At 72.4% G+C, this 20,906-nt stretch carries 19 protein-coding genes; 5 read left to right on the top strand and 14 right to left on the bottom strand.

The features are described 5' to 3' along the window. Positions 1–173: 173 nt before the first annotated feature. From AQJ54_RS25325 to AQJ54_RS25310, 4 genes are all read right to left on the bottom strand, one after another. Positions 174–2,855 carry a DUF7824 domain-containing protein gene (locus AQJ54_RS25325; RefSeq protein ID WP_062241171.1) on the bottom strand — a complete coding sequence of 894 codons (2,682 nt, stop codon included), beginning with the start codon at positions 2,853–2,855 and terminating at the stop codon, positions 174–176. Next, positions 2,852–4,318 carry an SWIM zinc finger family protein gene (locus tag AQJ54_RS25320; protein WP_079070008.1) on the bottom strand — a complete coding sequence of 489 codons (1,467 nt, stop codon included), beginning with the start codon at positions 4,316–4,318 and terminating at the stop codon, positions 2,852–2,854. Before AQJ54_RS25320 ends, AQJ54_RS25325 begins: the two co-directional genes overlap by 4 nt. Positions 4,319–4,447: 129 nt before the next feature. Beyond that, complete coding sequence (locus AQJ54_RS25315) at positions 4,448–6,034, bottom strand: alkaline phosphatase D family protein (protein ID WP_062241167.1); 1,587 nt, start codon at positions 6,032–6,034, stop codon at positions 4,448–4,450. Positions 6,035–6,188: 154 nt separating this feature from the next. After that, positions 6,189–7,019 carry an alpha/beta fold hydrolase gene (locus AQJ54_RS25310; RefSeq protein ID WP_062026191.1) on the bottom strand — a complete coding sequence of 277 codons (831 nt, stop codon included), beginning with the start codon at positions 7,017–7,019 and terminating at the stop codon, positions 6,189–6,191. A 177-nt stretch (positions 7,020–7,196) separates the two neighbouring features. Here AQJ54_RS25310 and AQJ54_RS25305 point away from each other — a divergent pair, with 177 nt between their 5' ends. Both AQJ54_RS25305 and AQJ54_RS25300 read left to right on the top strand, forming a co-directional pair. Then, complete coding sequence (locus AQJ54_RS25305) at positions 7,197–8,081, top strand: RNA polymerase sigma-70 factor (RefSeq protein ID WP_062026192.1); 885 nt, start codon at positions 7,197–7,199, stop codon at positions 8,079–8,081. Between the two features lie 239 nt (positions 8,082–8,320). Next, positions 8,321–9,082 carry a GntR family transcriptional regulator gene (locus AQJ54_RS25300; protein WP_062241165.1) on the top strand — a complete coding sequence of 254 codons (762 nt, stop codon included), beginning with the start codon at positions 8,321–8,323 and terminating at the stop codon, positions 9,080–9,082. An 82-nt stretch (positions 9,083–9,164) separates the two neighbouring features. Here the strand turns inward: AQJ54_RS25300 and AQJ54_RS25295 are convergent, their stop codons facing one another. The 3 genes from AQJ54_RS25295 to AQJ54_RS25285 form a co-directional block, all read right to left on the bottom strand. Beyond that, positions 9,165–10,322 (bottom strand): ROK family transcriptional regulator, encoded by a 1,158-nt coding sequence (locus AQJ54_RS25295; protein ID WP_062026194.1) that lies wholly within the window; start codon positions 10,320–10,322, stop codon positions 9,165–9,167. 169 nt (positions 10,323–10,491) lie between these two features. After that, the gene (locus AQJ54_RS25290; RefSeq protein WP_062241163.1) at positions 10,492–11,160 is read right to left on the bottom strand and encodes a response regulator transcription factor; all 669 of its coding nucleotides are present in this window, start codon (positions 11,158–11,160) and stop codon (positions 10,492–10,494) included. A gap of 14 nt (positions 11,161–11,174) precedes the next feature. Continuing rightward, positions 11,175–12,344, bottom strand: coding sequence for a sensor histidine kinase (locus tag AQJ54_RS25285; RefSeq protein ID WP_062241161.1), 1,170 nt, complete (start codon positions 12,342–12,344; stop codon positions 11,175–11,177). 108 nt (positions 12,345–12,452) lie between these two features. On the opposite strand from AQJ54_RS25285, the gene AQJ54_RS25280 reads away from it, so the two are divergent. Genes AQJ54_RS25280 through AQJ54_RS25270 form a run of 3 tightly spaced genes read left to right on the top strand, consistent with a single transcriptional unit; the run spans position 12,453 to position 14,605 of the window. Then, positions 12,453–13,373 (top strand): ABC transporter ATP-binding protein, encoded by a 921-nt coding sequence (locus tag AQJ54_RS25280; protein WP_062241159.1) that lies wholly within the window; start codon positions 12,453–12,455, stop codon positions 13,371–13,373. A gap of 1 nt (position 13,374) precedes the next feature. Then, positions 13,375–14,100: an ABC transporter permease gene (locus tag AQJ54_RS25275; protein ID WP_062241157.1), complete on the top strand. Its 726-nt coding sequence runs from the start codon at positions 13,375–13,377 to the stop codon at positions 14,098–14,100. 58 nt (positions 14,101–14,158) lie between these two features. Then, complete coding sequence (locus tag AQJ54_RS25270) at positions 14,159–14,605, top strand: hypothetical protein (protein WP_062241155.1); 447 nt, start codon at positions 14,159–14,161, stop codon at positions 14,603–14,605. 38 nt (positions 14,606–14,643) lie between these two features. Here AQJ54_RS25270 and mug read toward each other — a convergent pair whose 3' ends face one another. The 7 genes from mug to AQJ54_RS25235 form a co-directional block, all read right to left on the bottom strand. Then, the gene (mug, locus tag AQJ54_RS25265; protein WP_079070007.1) at positions 14,644–15,192 is read right to left on the bottom strand and encodes a G/U mismatch-specific DNA glycosylase; all 549 of its coding nucleotides are present in this window, start codon (positions 15,190–15,192) and stop codon (positions 14,644–14,646) included. Continuing rightward, on the bottom strand, positions 15,189–16,628 hold the full coding sequence (purB, locus tag AQJ54_RS25260; RefSeq protein ID WP_030316361.1) for an adenylosuccinate lyase: 1,440 nt from the start codon (positions 16,626–16,628) through the stop codon (positions 15,189–15,191). The genes mug and purB overlap by 4 nt, the downstream gene beginning before the upstream one ends. Before the next feature lie 59 nt (positions 16,629–16,687). Continuing rightward, positions 16,688–17,029: a DUF4326 domain-containing protein gene (locus AQJ54_RS25255; RefSeq protein ID WP_062026201.1), complete on the bottom strand. Its 342-nt coding sequence runs from the start codon at positions 17,027–17,029 to the stop codon at positions 16,688–16,690. A 6-nt stretch (positions 17,030–17,035) separates the two neighbouring features. Beyond that, positions 17,036–17,809 (bottom strand): SGNH/GDSL hydrolase family protein, encoded by a 774-nt coding sequence (locus tag AQJ54_RS25250; RefSeq protein ID WP_062241153.1) that lies wholly within the window; start codon positions 17,807–17,809, stop codon positions 17,036–17,038. Positions 17,810–17,878: 69 nt separating this feature from the next. Next, entirely contained in the window at positions 17,879–18,892 is a 1,014-nt protein-coding gene (locus AQJ54_RS25245) for a hemolysin family protein (protein ID WP_062241150.1), read from the bottom strand. After that, on the bottom strand, positions 18,889–20,274 hold the full coding sequence (locus tag AQJ54_RS25240; protein WP_062241148.1) for a hemolysin family protein: 1,386 nt from the start codon (positions 20,272–20,274) through the stop codon (positions 18,889–18,891). The genes AQJ54_RS25245 and AQJ54_RS25240 overlap by 4 nt, the downstream gene beginning before the upstream one ends. Positions 20,275–20,437: 163 nt before the next feature. Beyond that, on the bottom strand, positions 20,438–20,878 hold the full coding sequence (locus AQJ54_RS25235) for a GNAT family N-acetyltransferase (protein ID WP_062241145.1): 441 nt from the start codon (positions 20,876–20,878) through the stop codon (positions 20,438–20,440). Positions 20,879–20,906 lie beyond the last annotated feature (28 nt).

Genomic DNA, 20,906 nt, shown 5'->3' with positions numbered 1-20,906 from the left:
GTCTCGAGTCATGCAGCCACTGTGAAGGAGCGGTGTTGCGTGATCACGAACGCATTGTGACTGATCGGTTAAGTGTGGTTCCGCACCTTTTATTCCCTTTTCAACTGTTCAGTAGTGATGGGGGCCGCCGGAAACCGATGACATCGGGAGGCGCTCCGGCACCCCCTACTACGTCATGCAGCCGCCTCCCTGTTCAGCGCGTCGCGCAGTCGACGGGCCTGGGACACCAGCCGGGAGGCGCCGCGCCGGTCGGCCGCCCGCGCCAGGTGCGGGAGTTCACCGCGTGCCCCCGACCGCTCCACGCACTCCGCGGCCACGCCCAGCAGTTCTCCCAGCCCGCGGGCGACGGCCGTGGATCCGCTGGAACCCGGTGCGGCGGCGCCCGCGAGGTCGGCCAGCAGGATGGGAAGGGCGTGTCGCAGCACCCGCCAGACCGTGACTTCGGCCCCCGTCGCGGCCGCTGTCCGGGCGGATTCGGCGAGCCGCGTCGGTTTCACGGCCCCGCGCCGCACCAGTTGTCCGAGGTCGGCGCCCAGCCTGTCCGCGTCGAGCTGTCCGCGTGCCGCGAGCACCAGAAGGGCATCCACCGCCCCTAGCCGGTCTTGTTCGTGTCGCGCCCCGAGCCCGTAGGCAAGACACAGGTGGACGGCCTCGCCCGCCTCGCCGCCGGACTCCGCAAGAGGGGGGAGTATCTCGGCGGCACCTTTCTCGTCGTCCAGGGCGACGGCGGAGAGGTCGCGCAGTATCCGTACGGCCACCAGCTCGCGGCGCTCGGGGAGCACGGCCAGCCAGTGGCGACGCAGTCCGATGTTCCAGTGCCGGTAGCACCAGCCCTTTCGAGGTGCCGCCACACGACGGCCCAGATGCCGGAACTCCTGCGGGAAGTCCGCCTGAAGCTCCTCGACCTCTCCGAACTCGAGCAGGACGCGTGTGTCCGAGGTCCGCTGCCGGTCCAGCGGCAGGGCGGGGTCTCCCGCAGTGAGCCACTGGGCCAGCCGGGTGCCTTCCGCGGTACCGAGTGCCCTCGCCCGCCCAGCGGCGGCTTCGGCGGCCGGCCGGTCCTCGCGCCCTACCCGGAGCAACGCCTGTGCGAAGTCGCACTCGGCTACCCGGACGCCCGAACTCTTGTATGCGTCGAGGCGCTCGACCAGTTCGTCCGGGTCCAGCAGACCGGTGCTCCAGGTGGGCGTGGAGAGCAGGAACGGCAAGGGGTCGGTGCGCAGACGGTGCGCGATCTCCCAGACCCGGGCTTCGAAGGCGCACGCCAGTGGGCCGTGCACACAGCCGGTACTCACCGTCCACCGCTGCAAGGATGCCTGGAGCGTGGCTGTGCCCACCCTGCCCCGGAACGTGGCCAGGATCAGGGCGAGGGCATCGGACGGGTCGGCCAGACCGTGGTGCGTGCTGAAGTGCTGGTCGGCCTGAGACAGGTCACCGGGCTTCGGCCGCTGGTCCCACCAGCAGCGCCCGGCCACGGGGTCCAGGGCCTCCAGCAGTGCTTCCCGGTTCACGTGGGCCTGACGGACGATCCCGTCCAGCGCACCTTCGAAGGCGGCCACGTCGTCGGCCGACTCCAGCAGGGCGCTGATCTCCTCGGCGAGTTCGGTGGCCGACTCGGGGGCGAGGGGGAGGCGGATCGGTTCCGGGGCCGGCGGCAGCACCTCCTCATGCACGAGCGGCTCAGGAGCCGGTGCCGTCGCGCCGAGCGCCTCTGCCGCACGGGAGCGCAGCGACGGGATCAGCTGTTCAGCCGACGCCACCAGTTCATCCCGTGCCTCCGGGGCGGCGACCTTCCCGGCATGGCGCTCCACCAGCTTGAGCGCGCGCTCCTGTACATCCGGGTCCCGGTGCCCGAAGGCCTGTGCGGCGGCGGGCAGCAGAAGATCAGCAGCGGACGGCTCGCGCGCCAATACCTTGCCGAGGAGTGTCAGTTGCGCTCGGACGAGCTTCTTCTCGGTGCGGAACAGCACCGCCTCGGACATCTCGGCAAGCTGCCGGGGAAGCAGGTCGCCGTCCAGGACCAGTGCAGCCAGTACCGACTGCGCGTGCGAGGCCACCAACGACAGCGAGTCGGAGGCCAGGGCCAGCCAATCGGCCGTGCGCTCCCGCTGCTCCTCCCGGGTGAGTGCCAGGGCCTTGAGCAGACGCAGGCACACCCGCAGGCCGTTGGTCTGCCCGCCACGCAGGAGCCGGGCCACACACACGTCGATCAGTGTCTTCCGCTCCAGAACCCTCTCCTCGGCGAGCTGCGAGAGCGCCCCAGGCCAGCTGTCGGGCCCCTCCGAGCCGAGCCACCACAGGGAGCTGCCGACCTCGTTCGTCTCGAACATCGCGGGCACGAGCGCGGCCAGATGGGGCTCCTTGCGGAGCCGCTCGACCAGAGTGTCCCCCTCCCGCCAGGTGCCGCCCAAGTGCCACACCCAGCCCTGGACGTACGCCTCTGTGGTCGGCACCGGGCAGCCGGAGAGCCGGACCAGGCCGGCCATCAGCTCGTAGGGGACGTTGGTGCCGGTCGGGCGCTCGGCGAGACGGTGTGCCACGTCCGCAAGCCAGTCCGGGTCGCGATCGCCCAGCAGATGGAGGAGCAGTTCCGGGGACGACTGGGACCAGCGCATGTCGGTGCCCGCGAGCCAACTCGCCACTGCCGCCGCACCGGTCTGACAGACGGCGCCCGCGGCGTGGAGGGCCGGGTGGGCGCGAGTGGCCTCGGAACTCCACCGGTCGGCCCGGAGCTCCTTGCGGAGCGCCTTCAACTCGGGCAGTTCCGCGCGTCGTTCGGCAGCCGTCATCCCGTCGAGCAGCCCCACGACCTCTGAGGTCCGCCCCGCCCGTACCGCGTCCGTCAGGGCACTCATCGCACACCCCCGTCGACCACTGCCACGTCCCGCCCGGCCGGGGCCGATCCCGCTACCGGCTCCACCGAGGCCTGTCCTACGGTGCCCGGCTCCACCGACCCACTCCGGCGAGCCATTCGCACCGCCAGCGCGTGCTTGCACGGTCCCCGTCCGCCCCGGTACTTCGCCCACCACAGGCAGCTGCAACTGAGCGCGCCCGCCGCCTCGCGGACCCGGTGCACATGTCCGTCCTCCGCGGTCACCGTCGCCACGGAGCCGTCCAGAGTCACCGCTCCCGCGAGGAGCAGCGTCCGAGCCGAGCGCAACCGGGGGTTGTGGCGCTCGACGCGCCCGGCGTCGTACGGCAGTTCGCGGTGGAAGTAAGCCGCCTCCGCGGTGTCGTACCCGACGCGCCCCGAGGTACCCAGGTGGATCAGGGCGGCCCGGACCCGCTCGGGGGTGAGGCCGGCGGCCGCGGCGAGGTCGGTCACGTCGATGCGAGGTTCCCAGGCGAGGAGCACCGAGATCAACTCTGCGTCCCCGGCGGCCTCCTCGGTGGCGAGGGCGTCGAGGACACCGCCCTCGCCCGAGAAACCGCGTGAGGCGTCGGGCGACAGGGTGAGCGTCAGCCGCATGCCGGGCAGCACGATCTCCCAGGCGCTCGCCACCGGTGCCCCCGCGGCCGACGCGACAGCGGGGCCGTACACCCGGAGCGAGGTCGCATGCCGCAGCACCCGCCGGAGCGCGACCAGCCGCTCCGGACCGGGCAGGCACACCGCCCCGGGCACCGCCCTGGTCGTGGGCCTGAGACCGCGTCCGACGGGCACCACCCACCGCGGGCCACCCACTGATCCCCGCTCCCCACCGCGCGGCAGAGCGCGCAGGAACCGGACCGCCTCCGCCGCGGACAGTTCGGCGCGCAGGTCGAAGCCGGCCGCGATCACCTGGGCCTCCGCGAAGCCGCGCAGCCAGCGGTCCGGGAGCGGCACCTTCTTCTCCACGACCGGGCCGTCCAGCGTGGTCACCGCCAACTCCTCGGGTCCGACTCGCAGATGCAGCGGATCGCCGGCGCCGATCCTGGACAGTGCCTCACGCAGCGGGTTGTTGACGTCCACGTTGGTCGTGCCGTGTCCCACCTCGCCGCCGTCCAGGCCCGGCGTCAGCACGTCCAGCCGGGCGTGGACCCCGCCGCAGCCGGAGAAGGACTCGAAGCGCAGCCGGTCGCCGTTGCCCGTCACCACCGGGTCCAGGGAGGCGGACAGCTGCCTCTGGTAGTACCGGGCCGCCGCCACGTCCGCGACCGCGAGCAGTGCCGCCGAGGCCGCCTGAGGAGACGTCAGGAAGCCCGCGAAGAAACGTGGATGGTCCATCGGGCCGACGGGCGTCGCGCCCCGGGAGGTCTCCAGCCCGAGGCGCTGTCCGCCTGCCGCGGACTCCAGTGCGGAGGGTCGGCGGTAGGCCACGGCCTGCAAAGATCGCGTCATGGAAAAACCGTAGAGGCGACCACTGACAATCGGCCCTGAGCTGCGAAGACACCGTGTCCGCCCGGGAGTTCGCGGGCCGCGCGCCGGGGGATGACGCCGGTGCGCGGCCCGGCTTCGAGGGTACGGGAGTTACTGGCCCACCCGGCCCGGCTGGAGCACCTGCGTGAACAGCACCGTGCCGTCCGCCTCGCGCAGCCGTACCGTCAGTTCGCCGCTGTGGCCGTCGATGTCGACCTCGCCGAAGAACTGGTAGCCGCCGGCGGGGGAGACGTTGGAGGCGGTCGGCGCCTTCACGAACACCCGCTCCGGGCCGAAGGTGCCGTCGAGCGCGCTGGCCGGGAAGGCGCCCGCGTTCAGCGGGCCCGAGACGAACTCCCAGAACGGCTCGAAGTCCGTGAACGCGGCCCGCGAGGGCTGGTAGTGCTGGGCCGAGGTGTGGTGCACGTCCGCGGTCAGCCACACCGTGCCGGTGATCCGGCGGTGCTTGATGTACCGCAGCAGCTCCGCGATCTGGAGCTCGCGCCCGAGCGGCGCACCCGGGTCGCCCTGCGCCACCGCCTCGATGTTCGGCTTGCCCTCCGTGGTGTCGGGCACGACCAGGCCGAGCGGCATGTCGGCGGCGATCACCTTCCACACCGCCCGCGAGCACGACAGCTCACGCTTGAGCCACTCCAGCTGCTCCCGGCCGAGGATGCCCTGCGGGTCCACGGTCTGGTCGTCGGGCGAGTTGGCGTTGCGGTACGTCCGCATGTCCAGCACGAACACGTCCAGCAGCGGGCCCTGGTGCAGCACCCGGTGGACCCGGCCCTCCCGCGCGCCCGGGCGGAGCGTGGAGACCGGGAAGTACTCGCTGAACGCGCGCCGGGCCCGGCCCGCCAGTACGTCGACCCGCTTCTCGGTGTAGCGGGTGTCGGAGTCCAGGATCGTCTCGCCCGGGTACCAGTTGTTGCGGACCTCGTGGTCGTCCCACTGGATGATGGACGGCACCTGGGCGTTGAAGGACCGGAGATGGGTGTCCAGCAGGTTGTAGCGGAAGTTTCCGCGGAACTCCGCCAGGGTCTCGGCGACCTTGGACTTCTCCTCGGTGGTGATGTTCCGCCAGGTGCTGCCGTCCGGCAGGGCGGCGGTCGCCGAGATCGGGCCGTCGGCGTAGATGTTGTCGCCGCTGCACAGGAAGAAGTCGGGGTCGAGCTTCGCCATGGCCCGGTAGATGGTGTAGCCGCCGAAGTCGGGGTTGATGCCCCAGCCCTGTCCCGCGAGGTCACCGGACCAGAGGAAGCGCACCCCGTCCCTGCGCTTGCCGGACACCGTGCGGAAGGTGCCCGCGACCGGCTCTCCGGTGCGGCGGGGGTCGTCCGGGTCGGCCAGCAGCACCCGGTAGTGGATCTGCTCGCCCGACGGCAGCCCGTGCAGCCGGGTCGTACCGGTGAAGTCGGTGTCCGCGCCGAGGAGCGGGCCGTGCCACCGGCGCGGATTGCGGAACGACTCGGTCGCGGACGTCTCCACGATCATCCGGGCCGGGCGGTCGGAACGCACCCACACCAGACCGGAGTCGGAGGTCACGTCTCCGGTCTGCACGCCCCAGCCCGCTCCGGGGCGACCGGAGAGCGCGAAGGCCGGGGCGGCTCCGGCCGCAGCGGGCAGGGTGAGGGCCGCCGACGCGGCGAGGGAGCCGCGCAGAACGCTGCGGCGTCCGGGGAGCGGACGGTGTGACATGGAGGCGCCTCCAGGGACGGGATCCGGCCAGTGTGCGCTGCCACAACTACTGGGGCGCCGCAGCGCATACGGAAACCACGGGTGAACAGCTGACCGCGGGAACAGGTGAACCCTGGTGCGAGATGCCGCTGTCATGCCCGGTGTCCCGGTGAGCTCAGCGGCTGCCGTCCAGGATGACGCGCGCGACCAGGGCCGGGTCGTCGTTCATCGGGCAGTGGCCGCAGCCGGGCAGCCGGACGAGCCGGGCCTTGGGGATGATCCGCTTGGCCCGCACGCCCTGGCGGCGCACGAGCAGCATGTCCCTGGTGCCCCAGGCCACGGTCACCGGCAGTCCGGGCACGTCGTCGGTGAACTGGACCGCGGTACCGGACCTGAGCGTCTCGTCGAAGCCCGTGGCCCGCACGAGGGCGAGTGTCTCGGCGACCACCGCCTCGGGGGCGCGCAGGCCCGGGCGTGCGTAGATCGTGCTCGTCAGCATCGTGCGACCGGCCGCGCTGCGCGACAGCCGCTCGACCAGCGGCAGCGGCATCCGGCGGGCGATCTGCCGCATCGTGAGCAGGACGCCGAACGCGTACCGCCGCTCGGCCTGCGACCAGAACCCCGCGGGGGACAGCGCGGTGACGGACCGTACGAGCTTCTCGCGACCCAGTTCCAGGGCCAGCAGCCCGCCCAGGGAGTTGCCCGCCACATGCGGCCGGTTCAGTTCCAGAGCCTCGCAGAATGCCCCGAACACGGAGGTGGTCGTGGCCAGGTCGTAGGCGAGCCCCTCGGGCAGCCCCGGTGAGGCGCCGAAGCCGGGCAGGTCCACGGCGATCACGTCCCGCTCGGTGGCCAGGATGTCCACCACCGGGTCCCAGGCCTGCCGGTGGTGACCGATGCCGTGCAGCAGGAGCAGCGGCTCACCGCGGCCCACGCGCGCGTACGAGACGGTCACGGGCTGCGGCCCCTCGGGGGAGGGGACCTTGAAGGAGACGGTGGCGGACATGAAGGCTCCTTGACGGTGACTCACGGGCGAGGCGGATACGCATCACGGGCTGGGCCGACCCGCATGGCGGTCAGGCCGTAGACAGCTTGTCAGCAATTGCTACTCGCGGGTAGACCCGTCGGGGCGCCGCTTCGATATCGCCTGGACACGAACCGGCGCGTGGGTTGGGATGAACCGGTGGCCACCGACACCGAGACCGACGTATTCGAAGAACACCGTCCCGTGCTCCAGGGCGTCGCCTACCGCATGCTCGGACGCGTCAGCGACGCCGAGGACGTGGTGCAGGACGCCTGGCTGCGCTGGTCGGCCGCGGACCGCAGCGAGGTGCGCGAACCGCGCGCCTATCTGGTCCGCGTCACCACGCGCCTCGCGATCGACCGGCTGCGGCAGGTCAAGGCGCGGGGGGAGACGTACGTCGGCCCGTGGCTGCCCGAGCCGTACGTCACCGACTTCGGGGACACCGTGCCCGACACCGCCGAGCAGGCCGTCCTCGCGGACTCGGTCTCCCTCGCCGTCATGGTCGTGCTGGAGTCGCTCTCACCGCTGGAGCGGGCGGTGTTCGTCCTGCGCGAGGCCTTCGGCTACCCCTACGCCGAGATCGCCGCCATGCTCGACCGCGGCGAACCGGCCGTGCGCCAGCTCGCCGGGCGGGCCCGCAAGCACGTCGACGAGCGACGGCCGCGCTACGAGGTCGACCCGGCCCGGCGCCGGGATCTGACGGAGCGTTTCCTCGTCGCGGCGGGCGGCGGCGACCTGGAGGCCCTGATGTCGCTGCTGGCGCCGGACGTGCGGCTCGTCGGGGACAGCGGCGGCAAGACCAAGGCGCCCCTGCGGGTGCTGGAGTCCGCGGACCACGTGGGCCGCTTCATCGTCGGCGTCGCCGAGAAGGGCGCCCAGGACCTCACCTGGCGCTTCCTGGAGCTCAACGGAGGACCGGCCGCACTCGCCCTGTCCGGCGGCAAGCCCGACTCGGTGTTCCAGCTCGACATCGTCGACGGTCGCATCCAGTCCGTTTACATCATGCGCAACCCCGACAAGCTGCGCTCCCTGCTGAACCTCTGACATTCCGCATGCGACCGGGCCCCCGTTCATGACGGGGGCCTTGCCGTCGTGTTGCGCGCACGGTCGAGCACGAACGCCGCGTGAACGTTCACGGCAACGTGCCCGGGAGTTGCTCCGAGGATCGAGGATTGGTCTTGACCAAGGGTGGGGGCCGCCCTATGGTCGCAGAGAAGTGCAACAACCTTTAATAAACAAGGGCGCTAAAACGCCGCCGGACCACGGCGATTGCGGAGGCAAGGGTGGGGACCACGCAGCTCGAAACGGTGCCGGAACCGAAGTACTGGCACCTCAAGACCGTGCTCAGTGAGGCACTGGACTCCGAATTCTCCGTGGGCGAGATCCTGCCCAACGAGCGCGACCTCGCCGCCCGCTTCGGCGTCGCCCGCGCCACGCTCCGACAGGCCCTGGAGCAACTGGAGCTGGAGGGCAGGCTCCAGCGCCGCCGAGGTGTCGGTACGACCGTCGCGCCGCCCCGCGTGGGCGTGGCCGTCGGCACCGAGCAGCAGGCGTGGCCCGGGTCGGCCGGTGACGACTGGCAGACCGTCGACTGCGCCGTGGCGGTGCCGCCCGCCGCCGTCGCCGACGCCCTGGAGACCGGCCGCGAGCAGCCGGTGCACATCGTCCGCCGCTCCCGGGTGACCCACGGTCAGCCCGTCGCCGCCGAACTGCTCTACGTCCCCGAGACCTCGGTGCCGGAGCTCTCCGCCATCGGCACGCCCTCGGGCGCCGCACGCGCGCGTGCCGTGCTGCGCGAACTCCAGCGCCTGGAGCTGGACAGCCGGGAGAACGCCGTCGAACTCGGCTCGGCTCGCGCGGACGACGCCAAGGAACTCGACCGCCTGCCCGGCGCCCCGGTCCTCGTCGTCACCACGCGCTATCTGGCCGGGGGCCGCACCGCCGCCCTCTCGGTGGCCACCTACCGCGCGGACACCTGCCGGCTGACCTTCGGCGACTCCGGCGCGGTGGAGATCCACGAGGGACCGGAACGCCAGGCCTCCTGAACGCCACGGCGGTGTCCTGGACCCGGACCGAAACCGGGTTCGGGGCACCGCCGTCTGTCATGCGTCGCCCCTGTCGGACCGGTCAGCGCCGGGCCGTCACCGTGCCCTCCACCGCGAACAGTTGCGCCTCCACATGGTCGAGGGCGAGGCGCAGCGCCCCGGTCGCCACGGCGGCCTCGCCGAGGAGCGACAGGGTCACCTTCGGCGGGCGCAGACAGTAGCGGGCCAACTCGCCCCGCAGCGGCTCCAGTACGTCGTCGAGCCCGGTCGCCCAGCCGCCGACCACGACCAGTTCCGGATCGACCGCCAGGACGAGCGCGGCCACGTCGTGGACGAGTCGCTGGATGAACCGGTCCACGGCCGCCCGGGCCCGCTGGTCGCCCTCACGGGCCTGTGCGAAGACCTCGGCGACCGCCTGCTCGTCGAGCGGGTGCAGGGGTTCGTCCGTGGTGGACAGCAGGGTCTCGGGGGTGACCTCACGGCCCAGCAGGTGCAGCGCGCCGATCTCGCCGGCCGCCCCGCCGTACCCCCGGTGCAGCCGGCCGCCGATCAGCGAGCCCGCGCCCGGGCTCAGCCCGGCCAGCACGAACACCACGTCGTCGGACTCGGTGGCGGCGCCCTTCCAGTGCTCGGCGACCGCGGCCGCGTTGGCGTCGTTCTCCACCAGCACCGGGCACTTGAAGGAGCGGCTGAGCCGCTCGCCGAGGCGCAGGCCCGTCCACTCCGGCAGCGCGGCGCACAGCCGTATCGTGCCGTCCGCCTCCACGATGCCCGGGGAGGCGACCCCCACGGCCCACAGCGAGTCCCGCGCGACCCCGGCCCTGCGCAGCAGCTCGGCGACCGCGGTGCGCAGCCGCTCCAGGCGTTCGTCGGCGGACGCCGTCTCGTCGACGTCCTTGGCCACGGCGCCCAGCACCCGGCCGTCCAGGTCGGACAGGAGCGCGGCCACCCGGTGCGGTCCGATGTCCAGGCCCAGCAGATGGCCCGCCTCGGCCCGGAACCGGAACCGTCGCGCGGGCCGCCCCTGGCGCCGGGCGACGCTCTCGTCGGCGGCCTTCTCGACCACCAGACCGCCCTCGATGAGCCCTTCGACGACCCCCTCGACCGTCGGCCGGGACAGGCCCGTCACCCGGGTGATCTCGGTGAGCGTGGCACAGTCCGTGGCACGCAGCGCGTGCAGCACCACCGCGGAGTTGATCCTCCGCAGCAGCGAGGGATCCCCGCCGGTCAGCCGTCCCAACGTCCGTCCTCCCAGCTCGTGCGCGTGTTGGGGCGGATCGTACAGGTCGCTGTGCGAGGTTGCGCCGGGCGCTCGGCCGTTTCTCGTCCGCGACGCGGTCCGTGGCCGGGTCGCACACCCCGGCGGAGCCCGCTCTCGATCCCCGGCGGAGCCCCCTCCCGACCCGTGGTCACCCCGGCGCGACGAACCCCGATTCGTACGCCGCGATCACGGCCTGCGTGCGATCCCGCGCCCCCAGCTTCGCCAGCACCCCGCTCACATGCGACTTCACGGTCTCCGTGCCGACGACCAGCCGCTCGGCGATCTCCGCGTTCGACAGTCCGCGCGCCATCAGCCTCAGCACCTCCGCCTCCCGGTCGGTCAGCCGGGCCCGCTCCATCGCCGCGCGGGCCGCCAGATTGCCCTCGCCCTCGCCCTCGCCGTACCGGGCGGCGAGCTGCCGTACGGACGCCGGGAACAGCAGGGACTCGCCCTCGGCGATCAGCCGCACCGCGTGCACGATCTCGGCCGGCCGGGCCCGCTTCAGCAGGAACCCGTCGGCACCGGCCCGCAGCGCCTCGTACACGTACTCGTCGTTCTCGAACGTCGTCACCACGAGGATCTTCGGCGGCCGATCCACCGTCCGCAGCACCGCGCGCGTGGCCTCGATCCCGTCCAGCAGCGGCATCCGTACGTCCATGGCGACCACGTCGGGCCGCAGTCGCCGTACGAGGGGGATCACCGCCGCCCCGTCCGCCGCCTCACCGACCACCTCGATGTCGGGCTGGGCCTCCAGCACGGCCCGCAGACCGGCGCGTACGAGGGGTTCGTCGTCGACGAGGAGAACGGTGACCGGCATCGGGTCAGCCTAGATCAGCGCAACGGCAGCTCGGCGTGCACCTGCCAGTCGCCCTGGTCGGGGCCGGTGTGCGCGCGGCCACCGAGCAGGGCCGCGCGCTCGCGTATGCCCCGCAGGCCGCTGCCCCGGCCCGGGCCGGGAACGCCCCCCGGGGCGGGATTGCGGACTTCGAGGGCGAGTGTCTCCCGCGAGACCTCGACGCGGACCCGGACCGGGACGGCCCCCGCGTGCCGCAGCACGTTGGTCAGCGACTCCTGGAGGATGCGGTAGCCCTCGCGCGAGACCGGGCCCGGCACGGTGTCCAGCGGCCCGCTGAACTCGGCGTCCACCTTCGCCCCCGACGCGCGGGCGGACTCCAGGAGCCGGTCCGACTCGGCCAGCGTCGGACGGCCGCTCACCGGGCCCCCGGACTCGCGCAGGACGCCCAGCACCCGCTCCAGGTCCTCCAGCGCGGCCCGCCCGGTCTCCTCGATGGCGTTCAGGGCGCGCTCGGTGAAGTCGGGGTCGCCCGCCGCACGGGCCGCCCCCGCCTGGACCACGGCGACGGTCAGCGCGTGCCCGATGGAGTCGTGCAGCTCGCGGGCGATGCGGGTGCGCTCCAGGAGTTGCTCGGTGCGCTCCTCCAGAGCGGCGAAACGGTCGGCGGGCGAGGGGCCGAGCAGCCGCAGCGCGAGCGCGGTGACGAGACGGCCCGCGCCGACCACGGTCGCCGCCAGCGCGGCCAGGGAGAGCGGCGCGAGCAGGATGTGCCACCACCGGTGGCCGTCGAGCAGGACGAGCACGCCTTCGTCCACGTCCCGCCCGAACGCCGACGCCACCAGGTCCACCGTGGTGATCAGCAACTGGACGGAGAGCCACGCCGTCGAGAAGCCGAGCAGCAGCCGCGCCTCCAGCCACAGCGCGAGCCGGCCCCGGTCGCCCCAGGACGCGGACGGCGCGACGACGACGGCACTGCTCTCGCTGTCGTGCCGATGTCCCGTCAGCAGCAGCCTGGCCTGCAATCCCTCCGCCGTGCGCATCGCGGGCACCAGGGCGGCCGGGGCCAGTGTCGCCGCCGCCACCAGCCAGGTCCACCACGCCTCCTCGACGAACATCCACATGGCCGGCCACACGGTGGCGATGAACAGATGCAGCCACCGTGTGTACGTCACCGCCCGGCCGAACGGGCGCAGCAAGCGGACCATGCCGTCATCGTGCCAGCCGCCACCGACAGCGGCCCTCCCCCGCACGGGGGAGACGATCTCCACGCGCGGGGGAGGCCCCGGCCCCGCGCCACCGGCGAGGCTGTGGCCATGACCAGCATCGAAGTCCAGTCCCTCACCAAGGAGTTCGGCACCCGACGCGCCGTGGACGACCTCACCTTCCGGGTTCTGCCGGGTCGTGTCACCGGCTTCCTCGGCCCCAACGGCGCCGGAAAGTCCACCACCATGCGGCTCGTCCTCGGCCTCGACCGGCCCACCTCCGGCACGGCGACGATCGGCGGACGTCCCTACACCGCTCTCGCCGAACCCCTGCGCCATGTGGGTGCGTTGCTCGACGCGCAGGCCGCGCACGGCTCCCGCACCGGCCGCGACCATCTGCGCACGCTGGCCGCGAGCAACCGCATCCCCGGCCGCCGGGTCGACGAGGTGCTGGAGGCGACGGGGCTGGCATCGGTGGCCCGGCGCCGGGTGCGGACGTACTCCCTGGGCATGCGGCAGCGGCTCGGCATCGCGGCCGCCCTGCTCGGCGACCCCCCGGTGGTCCTGCTCGACGAGCCCTCGAACGGACTCGACCCCGAAGGCATCATCTGGATCCGTGGGCTGCTGCGCCGACTCGCCGGCGAGGGACGCACGGTCCTGGTCTCCAGCCACCTCATGAACGAGACCGCGTCCTTCGCCGACCATCTCGTCGTCCTGGGCCGGGGACGCCTGCTCGCCGACACACCCATGCGGGAGTTCATCCACGCACGCGTGCAGCCCGGCGTCCGCATCCGCACCACCGACCCCACCGCGCTCAAGAGCGCCCTCGCCCCGCACGGTCATGACGCCGTGGAGCACGAGGACGGGCACTGGACGGTGCGGCACGCACGCGTGGACGAGATCGGCTCCATCGTCTCCGCCGCGGGCGTCCCCCTCCTCGAACTGGCCGCGGAGGAAGCCACCCTGGAGCAGGCCTATCTCGACCTGACCTCCACCGAGACCGAGTTCACCGCACACCCCCAGGAGGCCTGACATGCCCTTCGCCCCCGTCCTCCACTCCGAGTGGCTGAAGATCCGTACCCTCCGCTCGCTCCTCGGCGCCCTGCTCGCCCTGTTCGCCGCGACCACCGCGTTCTCCGCGCTCGCCGGTGTCTCAGAGACCTCCGACCCCGAGTCCGACCCGCTGTTCATGGCACTCTCCGGGGTCGCGCCGGGCCAGATCGCGGCCATGTGCTTCGGCGCCATGGCGGTGTCCTCGGAGTTCCACGGGGGTGGGCTCCGGACGTCCCTGGCCGCGGTACCGCGGCGCGGGCGCTGGTTCGCGGCGAAGGTCACGGCCATCGCCGTACCCACGCTCGTGGTCGGCCTGGTCACCGCCGTCGCCGCGCTCGTCGTGGCACGTGCCGGTCTCGGCGACGCGGCGAGTGGGCTCAGCCTCGCTGAACAGGTGCGCGGTGTCGTCGGCTGCGGGATCTACCTCACCCTGATGGCGCTCCTGGCGGCCGGTCTCGCGGCGCTGCTGCGCAGTGGGGTGGGGGCGCTCTCGCTCCTGATCCCGTTCGTCCTGATCGTCTCGTTCGTGATCGGGGACGTGGCCGGCGGCGCCACCGACTTCATGCCGGACCGGGCGGGCCAGATCGTTCTGTACGAGTCGTACGACGGACCTCTGGGACCGTGGACCGGACTCGCCGTGACGGCTGCCTGGGCGGCCGCCGCCCTGGCCGCGGGGGCCTGGAGCGTGCGGCACCGGGACGCCTGACCCCGCGGATCGCCTGACGCCCCGCCAAATGTCAGTGGCGGCCGGTTTACTGGATCACATGGACAGCGCGAAGTACCTCGCCGCCATCGACTCGCTGTGCGCCCGCGACCTGACCGCGGCGGACGGCGGGTCGGGCGTGTACCTGTCGGGGCCCGGTTACCGCATCGAGTCGTTAGAGGTGAGCCACGGGACGCGGGACGGCGACGCGGGGCCACGCATGGCGATCGTGGAGGACTTCTACGCCCTCAAGAGCCGCATAGGCCAGGAGTTGGACGACCGCTGGGGAAGACAACAGCTGCCCTGGGGCATGGCCACGCTCAAGGTGCGGCTCGACCGGGGCGAGGAGATACCCGAGCCCTGGTTCACGACGAGCATCGTGACGGACGACCTCGACCTCTGGCAGCCGCCCGGCTCGGACCGCTGGATCGCCCTCGGCGTGGGCTACCGGGACGAGGCCGACGAGGTCCATGTCCTCGCCGTGGCCTCGGACATCGACCCGGTGTGACCTGCGCGAGGGCCCCATCGCGCTACAAGAACAGGCCCTCAGCCCTGCTCCGCCGCCACCCGCAGCCGGGCGAACTCCTCCGCCATCGTCGCCGCCGTCCAGTGCGCGTTGAGGCCGCTCGGGTTGGGCAGCACCCACAGGCGTGTGTCGCCGATGGTCCGTTCCTGCGGCCCGACCTGTGCCTTGCGGTCGTCGAAAGCGGCGCGATAGGCGGTCACCCCCACCACGGCCAGCCACCGCGGCTTCAACCGGGCCACCTTCTCCGCCAGCAGCCGCCCGCCCTCGCGGTACTCCTCGGCGGTCAGCTCGTCCGCCCGCGCCGACGCCCGGGCCACGACATTGGTGATGCCGAGCCCGTACGACAGCAACTCGCCCTGCTCCGAAGGCTTCAGGAGCCTCGGGGTGAACCCGGACAGATGCAGTACCGGCCAGAACCGGTTTCCGGGCCGGGCGAAGTGATGGCCCGTGGCCGCCGTCATCAGCCCGGGATTGATGCCGCAGAACAGAACACGGAGGCCGTCCGCGACGACATCCGGCACGAGCCGGTCGCGGGCGGCCTCCAGGTCCGCGGGGGTCAACCGGGTCAGAGGATCGCCCCCGGCGTGTAGCCCGCGGCGGCCGGGTGCTGCTTGACGATCTCCTCGATCCGGCCGACCACGACGGCGACCTGGTCGGCCGCGGCACCCGTGAAGGACAGCTTGTCGGCCATCAGCTCGTCGAGCTGGGCGCGGTCGAGCGGGATGCGCTCGTCGGCGGCCAGCTTGTCGAGGAGTTCGTTGCGCTCGGCACCCTGCTCGCGCATCGCGAGCGCGGAGGCGACGGCGTTCTCCTTGATCGCCTCGTGCGCGACCTCACGCCCGACGCCCGCGCGCACCGCGCCCATCAGTACCTTGGTGGTGGCGAGGAACGGCAGGTAGCGGTCCAGCTCACGGGCCACGACGGCCGGGAAGGCGCCGAACTCGTCGAGCACGGTCAGGAAGGTCTCCAGCAGGCCGTCGAGCGCGAAGAACGCGTCCGGCAGCGCGACCCGGCGCACCACCGAGCAGGACACGTCGCCCTCGTTCCACTGGTCGCCCGCCAGCTCGCCGGTCATCGAGGCGTAGCCGCGCAGGATGACCATGAGGCCGTTGACGCGCTCGCAGGACCGCGTGTTCATCTTGTGCGGCATCGCGGAGGAGCCGACCTGGCCCGGCTTGAAGCCCTCGGTGACCAGCTCGTGCCCGGCCATCAGCCGGATCGTCTTGGCGAGCGAGGAGGGGGCCGCCGCCAGCTGCACCAGCGCGGTGACGACCTCGTAGTCCAGCGAGCGCGGGTACACCTGGCCGACCGAGGTGAAGGCCTGCGAGAAGCCCAGGTGACCGGCGATCCGGTCCTCCAGCTCGGCCAGCTTCGCGGCGTCCCCGCCCAGCAGGTCCAGCATGTCCTGCGCGGTGCCGACCGGGCCCTTGATGCCGCGCAGCGGATAGCGGCCGAGCAGCTCCTCCACGCGCGCGTAGGCCACGAGCAGCTCGTCGGCCGCGGTCGCGAAACGCTTGCCGAGGGTGGTGGCCTGCGCGGCCACGTTGTGCGAGCGGCCGGCCATGACAAGCTCGCCGTACTCGCCCGCGAGCTTGCCCAGACGGGCCAGGACGGCCACCGCGCGGTCGCGGATCAGCTCCAGGGAGAGCCGGATCTGGAGCTGCTCGACGTTCTCCGTGAGGTCGCGGGAGGTCATGCCCTTGTGGACCTGCTCGTGCCCGGCGAGGTCGTTGAACTCCTCGATCCGCGCCTTCACGTCGTGCCGCGTGACCTTCTCGCGCTCGGCGATCGAGGCCAGGTCGACGGTGTCCAGGACCCGCTCGTAGTCGGCGAGCGCCTGCTCCGGCACCTCGATCCCGAGGTCCTTCTGCGCCCGCAGCACGGCGAGCCAGAGCTGACGCTCCAGCTTCACCTTCTGCTCGGGCGACCAGAGCGTGGCGAGCTCGGCGGAGGCGTAGCGGCCGGCGAGGACGTTGGGGATGCGGGGCTTGGCGGGAGCAGTCACGTGTACGGATTCTACTGGCGATTCGTGCAGGCCAGCGCCGGGGCCCCGTTCGTCGGAACCTACGAGAGCGTTTCCGCGAGCTCCGCCAGGACACCGGCGTGGCACGGCTCGGGTGCGCACCAGCAGGCCAGCGCCCTGCCCCGCAGTTCGGGCACCAGGGCGAGCAGATCCGGCCGCTCCAGCAGATACGCCCGGTACTTCGCCATCACCTCGGCCCGCGTGCCGTCCCGGCGGCGCGTGGGGGTGTCGTAGGCGAAGGGGTTGTAGAGCGGGTGTCGCGGCAGGTCCCAGCCGCCCATCGTCCAGCGGCGGCCGACGTAGACGAGGTCGGCGGGCGCGTGTTCCAGCCGGGGGCCGTACTCGTGGAGCCGGCCCCGGACGTTGACCACGCGCGTGTGCACGGTGTCCTACCGGTCGTAGGGCAGCAGGTCGGGGCGCTTGGGCGGCAGGCCGTCGCCGGAGGAGCGGCCCGTCAGGCGTCGGCCTATCCAGGGCAGCAGGTGCTGCCGGGTGAAGCGGACGTCCGCGATCCGGCGGGCCAGCCACTTCGGCGGTACGGTGGCCGGCAGCGGTGTACGCCACTCCGTGTCCTCGGGGTCGTAGCCGAGGGTCTGCCACACGGCTTCGGCGACGCGGCGGTGGCCTTCCGCCGTCAGGTGCAGCCGGTCCACGTCCCACATGCGCTGGTCGGAGAGCGAGGGCGCGCCGTACAGGTCGACGACCACCGCGCCGTGCCGGGCGGCGAGCTCGTCGACGACCGTGAACAGCTCCTCCATACGCGGCCGGAAACGCGCCTGGACCGGCCCCTCGCGGCCGGGGCTGCGCATCAGCACCAGCTGTTTGCAGGACGGGGCGAGTCGCTCCACGGCCTCCGTCAGCAGGTCGCGCACTCGCACCATGTCGACCTTGGGCCGCAAGGTGTCGTTGAGGCCGCCCACCAGCGTGATCACGTCCGCCTGCATCGCCGCGGCCACGTCGACCTGCTCGTCGACGATCTGCTGGATCAGCTTGCCGCGCACCGCGAGGTTCGCGTAGCGGAAACCGGGCGTGACGGCGGCCATCCGGCCGGCGAGGAGGTCGGCCCAGCCCCGGTAGGTGCCGTCCGGGAGCTGGTCCGACATGCCCTCGGTGAAGGAGTCGCCGACCGCGACCAGGCTGGAGTAAGTGGGATTCGTCTGCATGGCGGAAGAAATGGTATCCCGTGCACATACCCGACGGTCGGTCGACCCGGGGTCACTCAGGGCCGCCGCTCACACCTGCCGGCCGAACAGCTCCCGCAGCACGTCCTCCATCGTCACCAGGCCCGCCAGCCGCCCGTCCGCGCCCAGGACCGCCGCCAGATGGGTCCGGCTGCGCCGCATCGCGGTCAGGACGTCGTCCAGGGGCGTGCTCTCCCGGATCCGGGCGATCGGCTGCATGTCGCGCACCGGGAACGGCAGGTCCCGCGGCGAGGCGTCCAGCGCGTCCTTGACGTGCAGATAGCCGACGATCCGCCGCCCCTCGTCCACCACCGGGAAGCGCGAGAACCCGGACTCGGCCGACAGCGCCTCCAACTGCTCCGGGGTGACGCCCACGCGCGCGTACACGACCCGTTCCAGGGGCATCACCACGTCCCGCACCGGCCGGCGTCCCAGTTCCAGCGCGTCGTGCAGCCGCTCCCGGGCCCGCTCGTCGATCAGGCCCGCCTCGCCGGAGTCCCGGACGATCCGGGCCAGCTCGGCGTCCGAGAAGGTGGCCGTTACCTCGTCCTTCGTCTCCACCCGCAGGAGTTTCAGCAGGGCGTTGGCGAAGGCGTTGATCGCGAAGATCACCGGGCGCAGCCCGCGCGCCAGGGTGACCAGCGGCGGTCCCAGCATCAGTGCGCTGCGCACCGGTTCCGCGAGCGCGATGTTCTTCGGGACCATCTCGCCGAGCAGCATGTGCAGATAGGTCGCCAGGGCCAGCGCGATGACGAAGGACACCGCGTGCCCCGCGCCCTCCGGCACGCCCACCGCGTGGAACACCGGCTCCAGCAGATGCGCGATGGCCGGCTCCGCGACCACACCCAGGACCAGCGTGCACAGCGTGATCCCGAGCTGCGCCGCCGCCATCAGCGCGGAGACGTGCTCCAGACCCCACAGCACGCTCTTCGCCCGCCGGTCGCCCTGCTCGGCGTACGTCTCGACCTGGCTGCGCCGCACCGAGATCAGCGCGAACTCGGCGCCCACGAAGAACGCGTTGACGACGAGGGTCGCCAGACCGATCAGCAACTGGACGACGGTCATTCGGCCCCCTCCCCGCGCTCCCGGACTCCCTGCCCCGCGGACTCCCCGAAAGTTCCTTCGGACTCCCCGGAGCAGTCGGTCGGCGGCGCGTGCAGCAGCACCCGCGCGGCCCGGCGCCCCTGGGCGTCCACCACGTCCAGCCGCCAGCCGGCGACCTCCACCGAGTCGCCGACCGCCGGGATCCGCCCGAGCTCGGTCGCCACCAGTCCGGCCAGCGTCTCGTACGGCCCCTCGGGCGGCCGCAGACCCACCCGGGCGAGCTGGTCCATCCGGGCCGAACCGTCGGCGTGGAACAACTCCCTGCCCTCGTCGTCGGTGCCGGCGGGGGCGAGGTCGGGGGTCTCGTGCGGGTCGTGCTCGTCCCGCACCTCGCCGACCACCTCCTCGACGATGTCCTCCAGCGTGGCCACGCCCGCGGTCCCGCCGTACTCGTCGATGACGACCGCCATCGTCCGCTTGCCGGACAGCCGGTCCAGCAGCCGGTCCACGGTGAGGGACTCCGGCACCAGCAGCGGCTCCCGCAGCAGCTCGGCCACGGAGGCCCGGGGCCGCCGATCGGCCGGCACCGCGAGCACGTCCTTGATGTGCGCGATGCCCACCACCGAGTCGAGGCTGCCGCGGTAGACGGGGAACCGGGACAGCCCGGTCGCGCGTGTCACGTTCGCCACGTCCTCGCAGGTCGCCTGGACGTCGAGGGCGACCACCTGGACGCGCGGGGTCATCACGTTCTCCGCCGTCAGGTCGGCGAGGTTGAGGGTGCGCACGAACAGTTCGGCGGTGTCCGCCTCCAGCGCGCCCTCGCGCGCGGAGTGCCGGGCGAGCGCGGCCAGCTCCTGCGGCCCGCGCGCCGAGGCCAGCTCCTCCGCGGGCTCCACGCCGAAGAGCCGTACGACCCGGTTGGCGGTGCTGTTGAGATGTGTGATGAAGGGGCGGAAGGCCGCACTGAACCAGCTCTGCGCGGTGCCCACCCGCTTGGCCACCGCCAGCGGCGAGGAGATCGCCCAGTTCTTCGGCACCAGCTCGCCCACCACCATCAGGAACACGGTGGACAGCGCGGTGCCGAGCACCAGCGCCAGCGACCTCGACGTGGACGCCGGGATCCCGAGCGACTCCAGGGGCCCGGCGATCAGCGCCGCGATCGACGGTTCGGCGAGCATGCCGACGACCAGGTTGGTGACGGTGATCCCGAGCTGCGCCCCGGACAGCTGGAACGTCAGATTCCGTACGGCTTTCAGGGCGCCGGACGCGCCCCGCTCGCCGCGCTCCACCGCACGCTCCAGCTGTCCGCGCTCGACCGTCGTCAGCGAGAACTCCGCGGCCACGAAGGCACCGCAGGCCAGCGACAGCAGGATCGCGACCAGCAGGAGGAGCACTTCGGTCATCGGGTCACCTCCGTCCCATGATCGGACAGGGTCCCCAGGATCGCCCGTCCTAGCCCGGCGAAGAGCGTCAGGATCGCCGGTTCCGGCCGGCGAGGCGCCTCAGGATCGCCTGTCCTGCCCGGTGAAGGGCTTCAGGATCGCCTGTCCTGCCCGGTGAAGGGCTTCAGGATCGCCCGTCCTGCCCGGTGAATGGCTTCACCCAGCGCCGCCACTTCTCCTCGGGCGCATACCCAGCGGCGCGCCATGCGTGCTGTGCGGTTTCGTTGCGCACCAGCACCATCGCGTCCCCGCGCCGCCCGCCCAGCCGTACGAAACGCTCCTCGGCGGCCGTGAGCAGCGCGGCCCCGATGCCCCGCCGCCTGCGCTCGGGGTGCACCGCGAGCCGGTACAGATGGCACCGCCAGCCGTCGAAGCCCGCGATCACCGTCCCCACCAGCTCACCGTCGAGCTCCGCGAGGATCAGCGCCTCGGGGTCGCGGGACACCAGGCGCTCCACGCCGTCCCGGTCGTCGCTGATGCTCGTGCCTTCGGCGGCCTGCTTCCAGAAGGCCAGCACGGTGTCCAGGTCGTCGGGCCCGGCGGCCCGTATCCGCAGGTCGGTCATACGGCGATCCCATCACGCGAGACGGCAC

Origin of the sequence: Streptomyces griseorubiginosus (assembly GCF_001514195.1) — a bacterium.
Classification (GTDB): domain Bacteria; phylum Actinomycetota; class Actinomycetes; order Streptomycetales; family Streptomycetaceae; genus Streptomyces; species Streptomyces griseorubiginosus.
The sequence above is the reverse complement of the archived record's forward strand: the minus strand, read 5'-3'. Positions and strand labels throughout refer to the sequence as shown.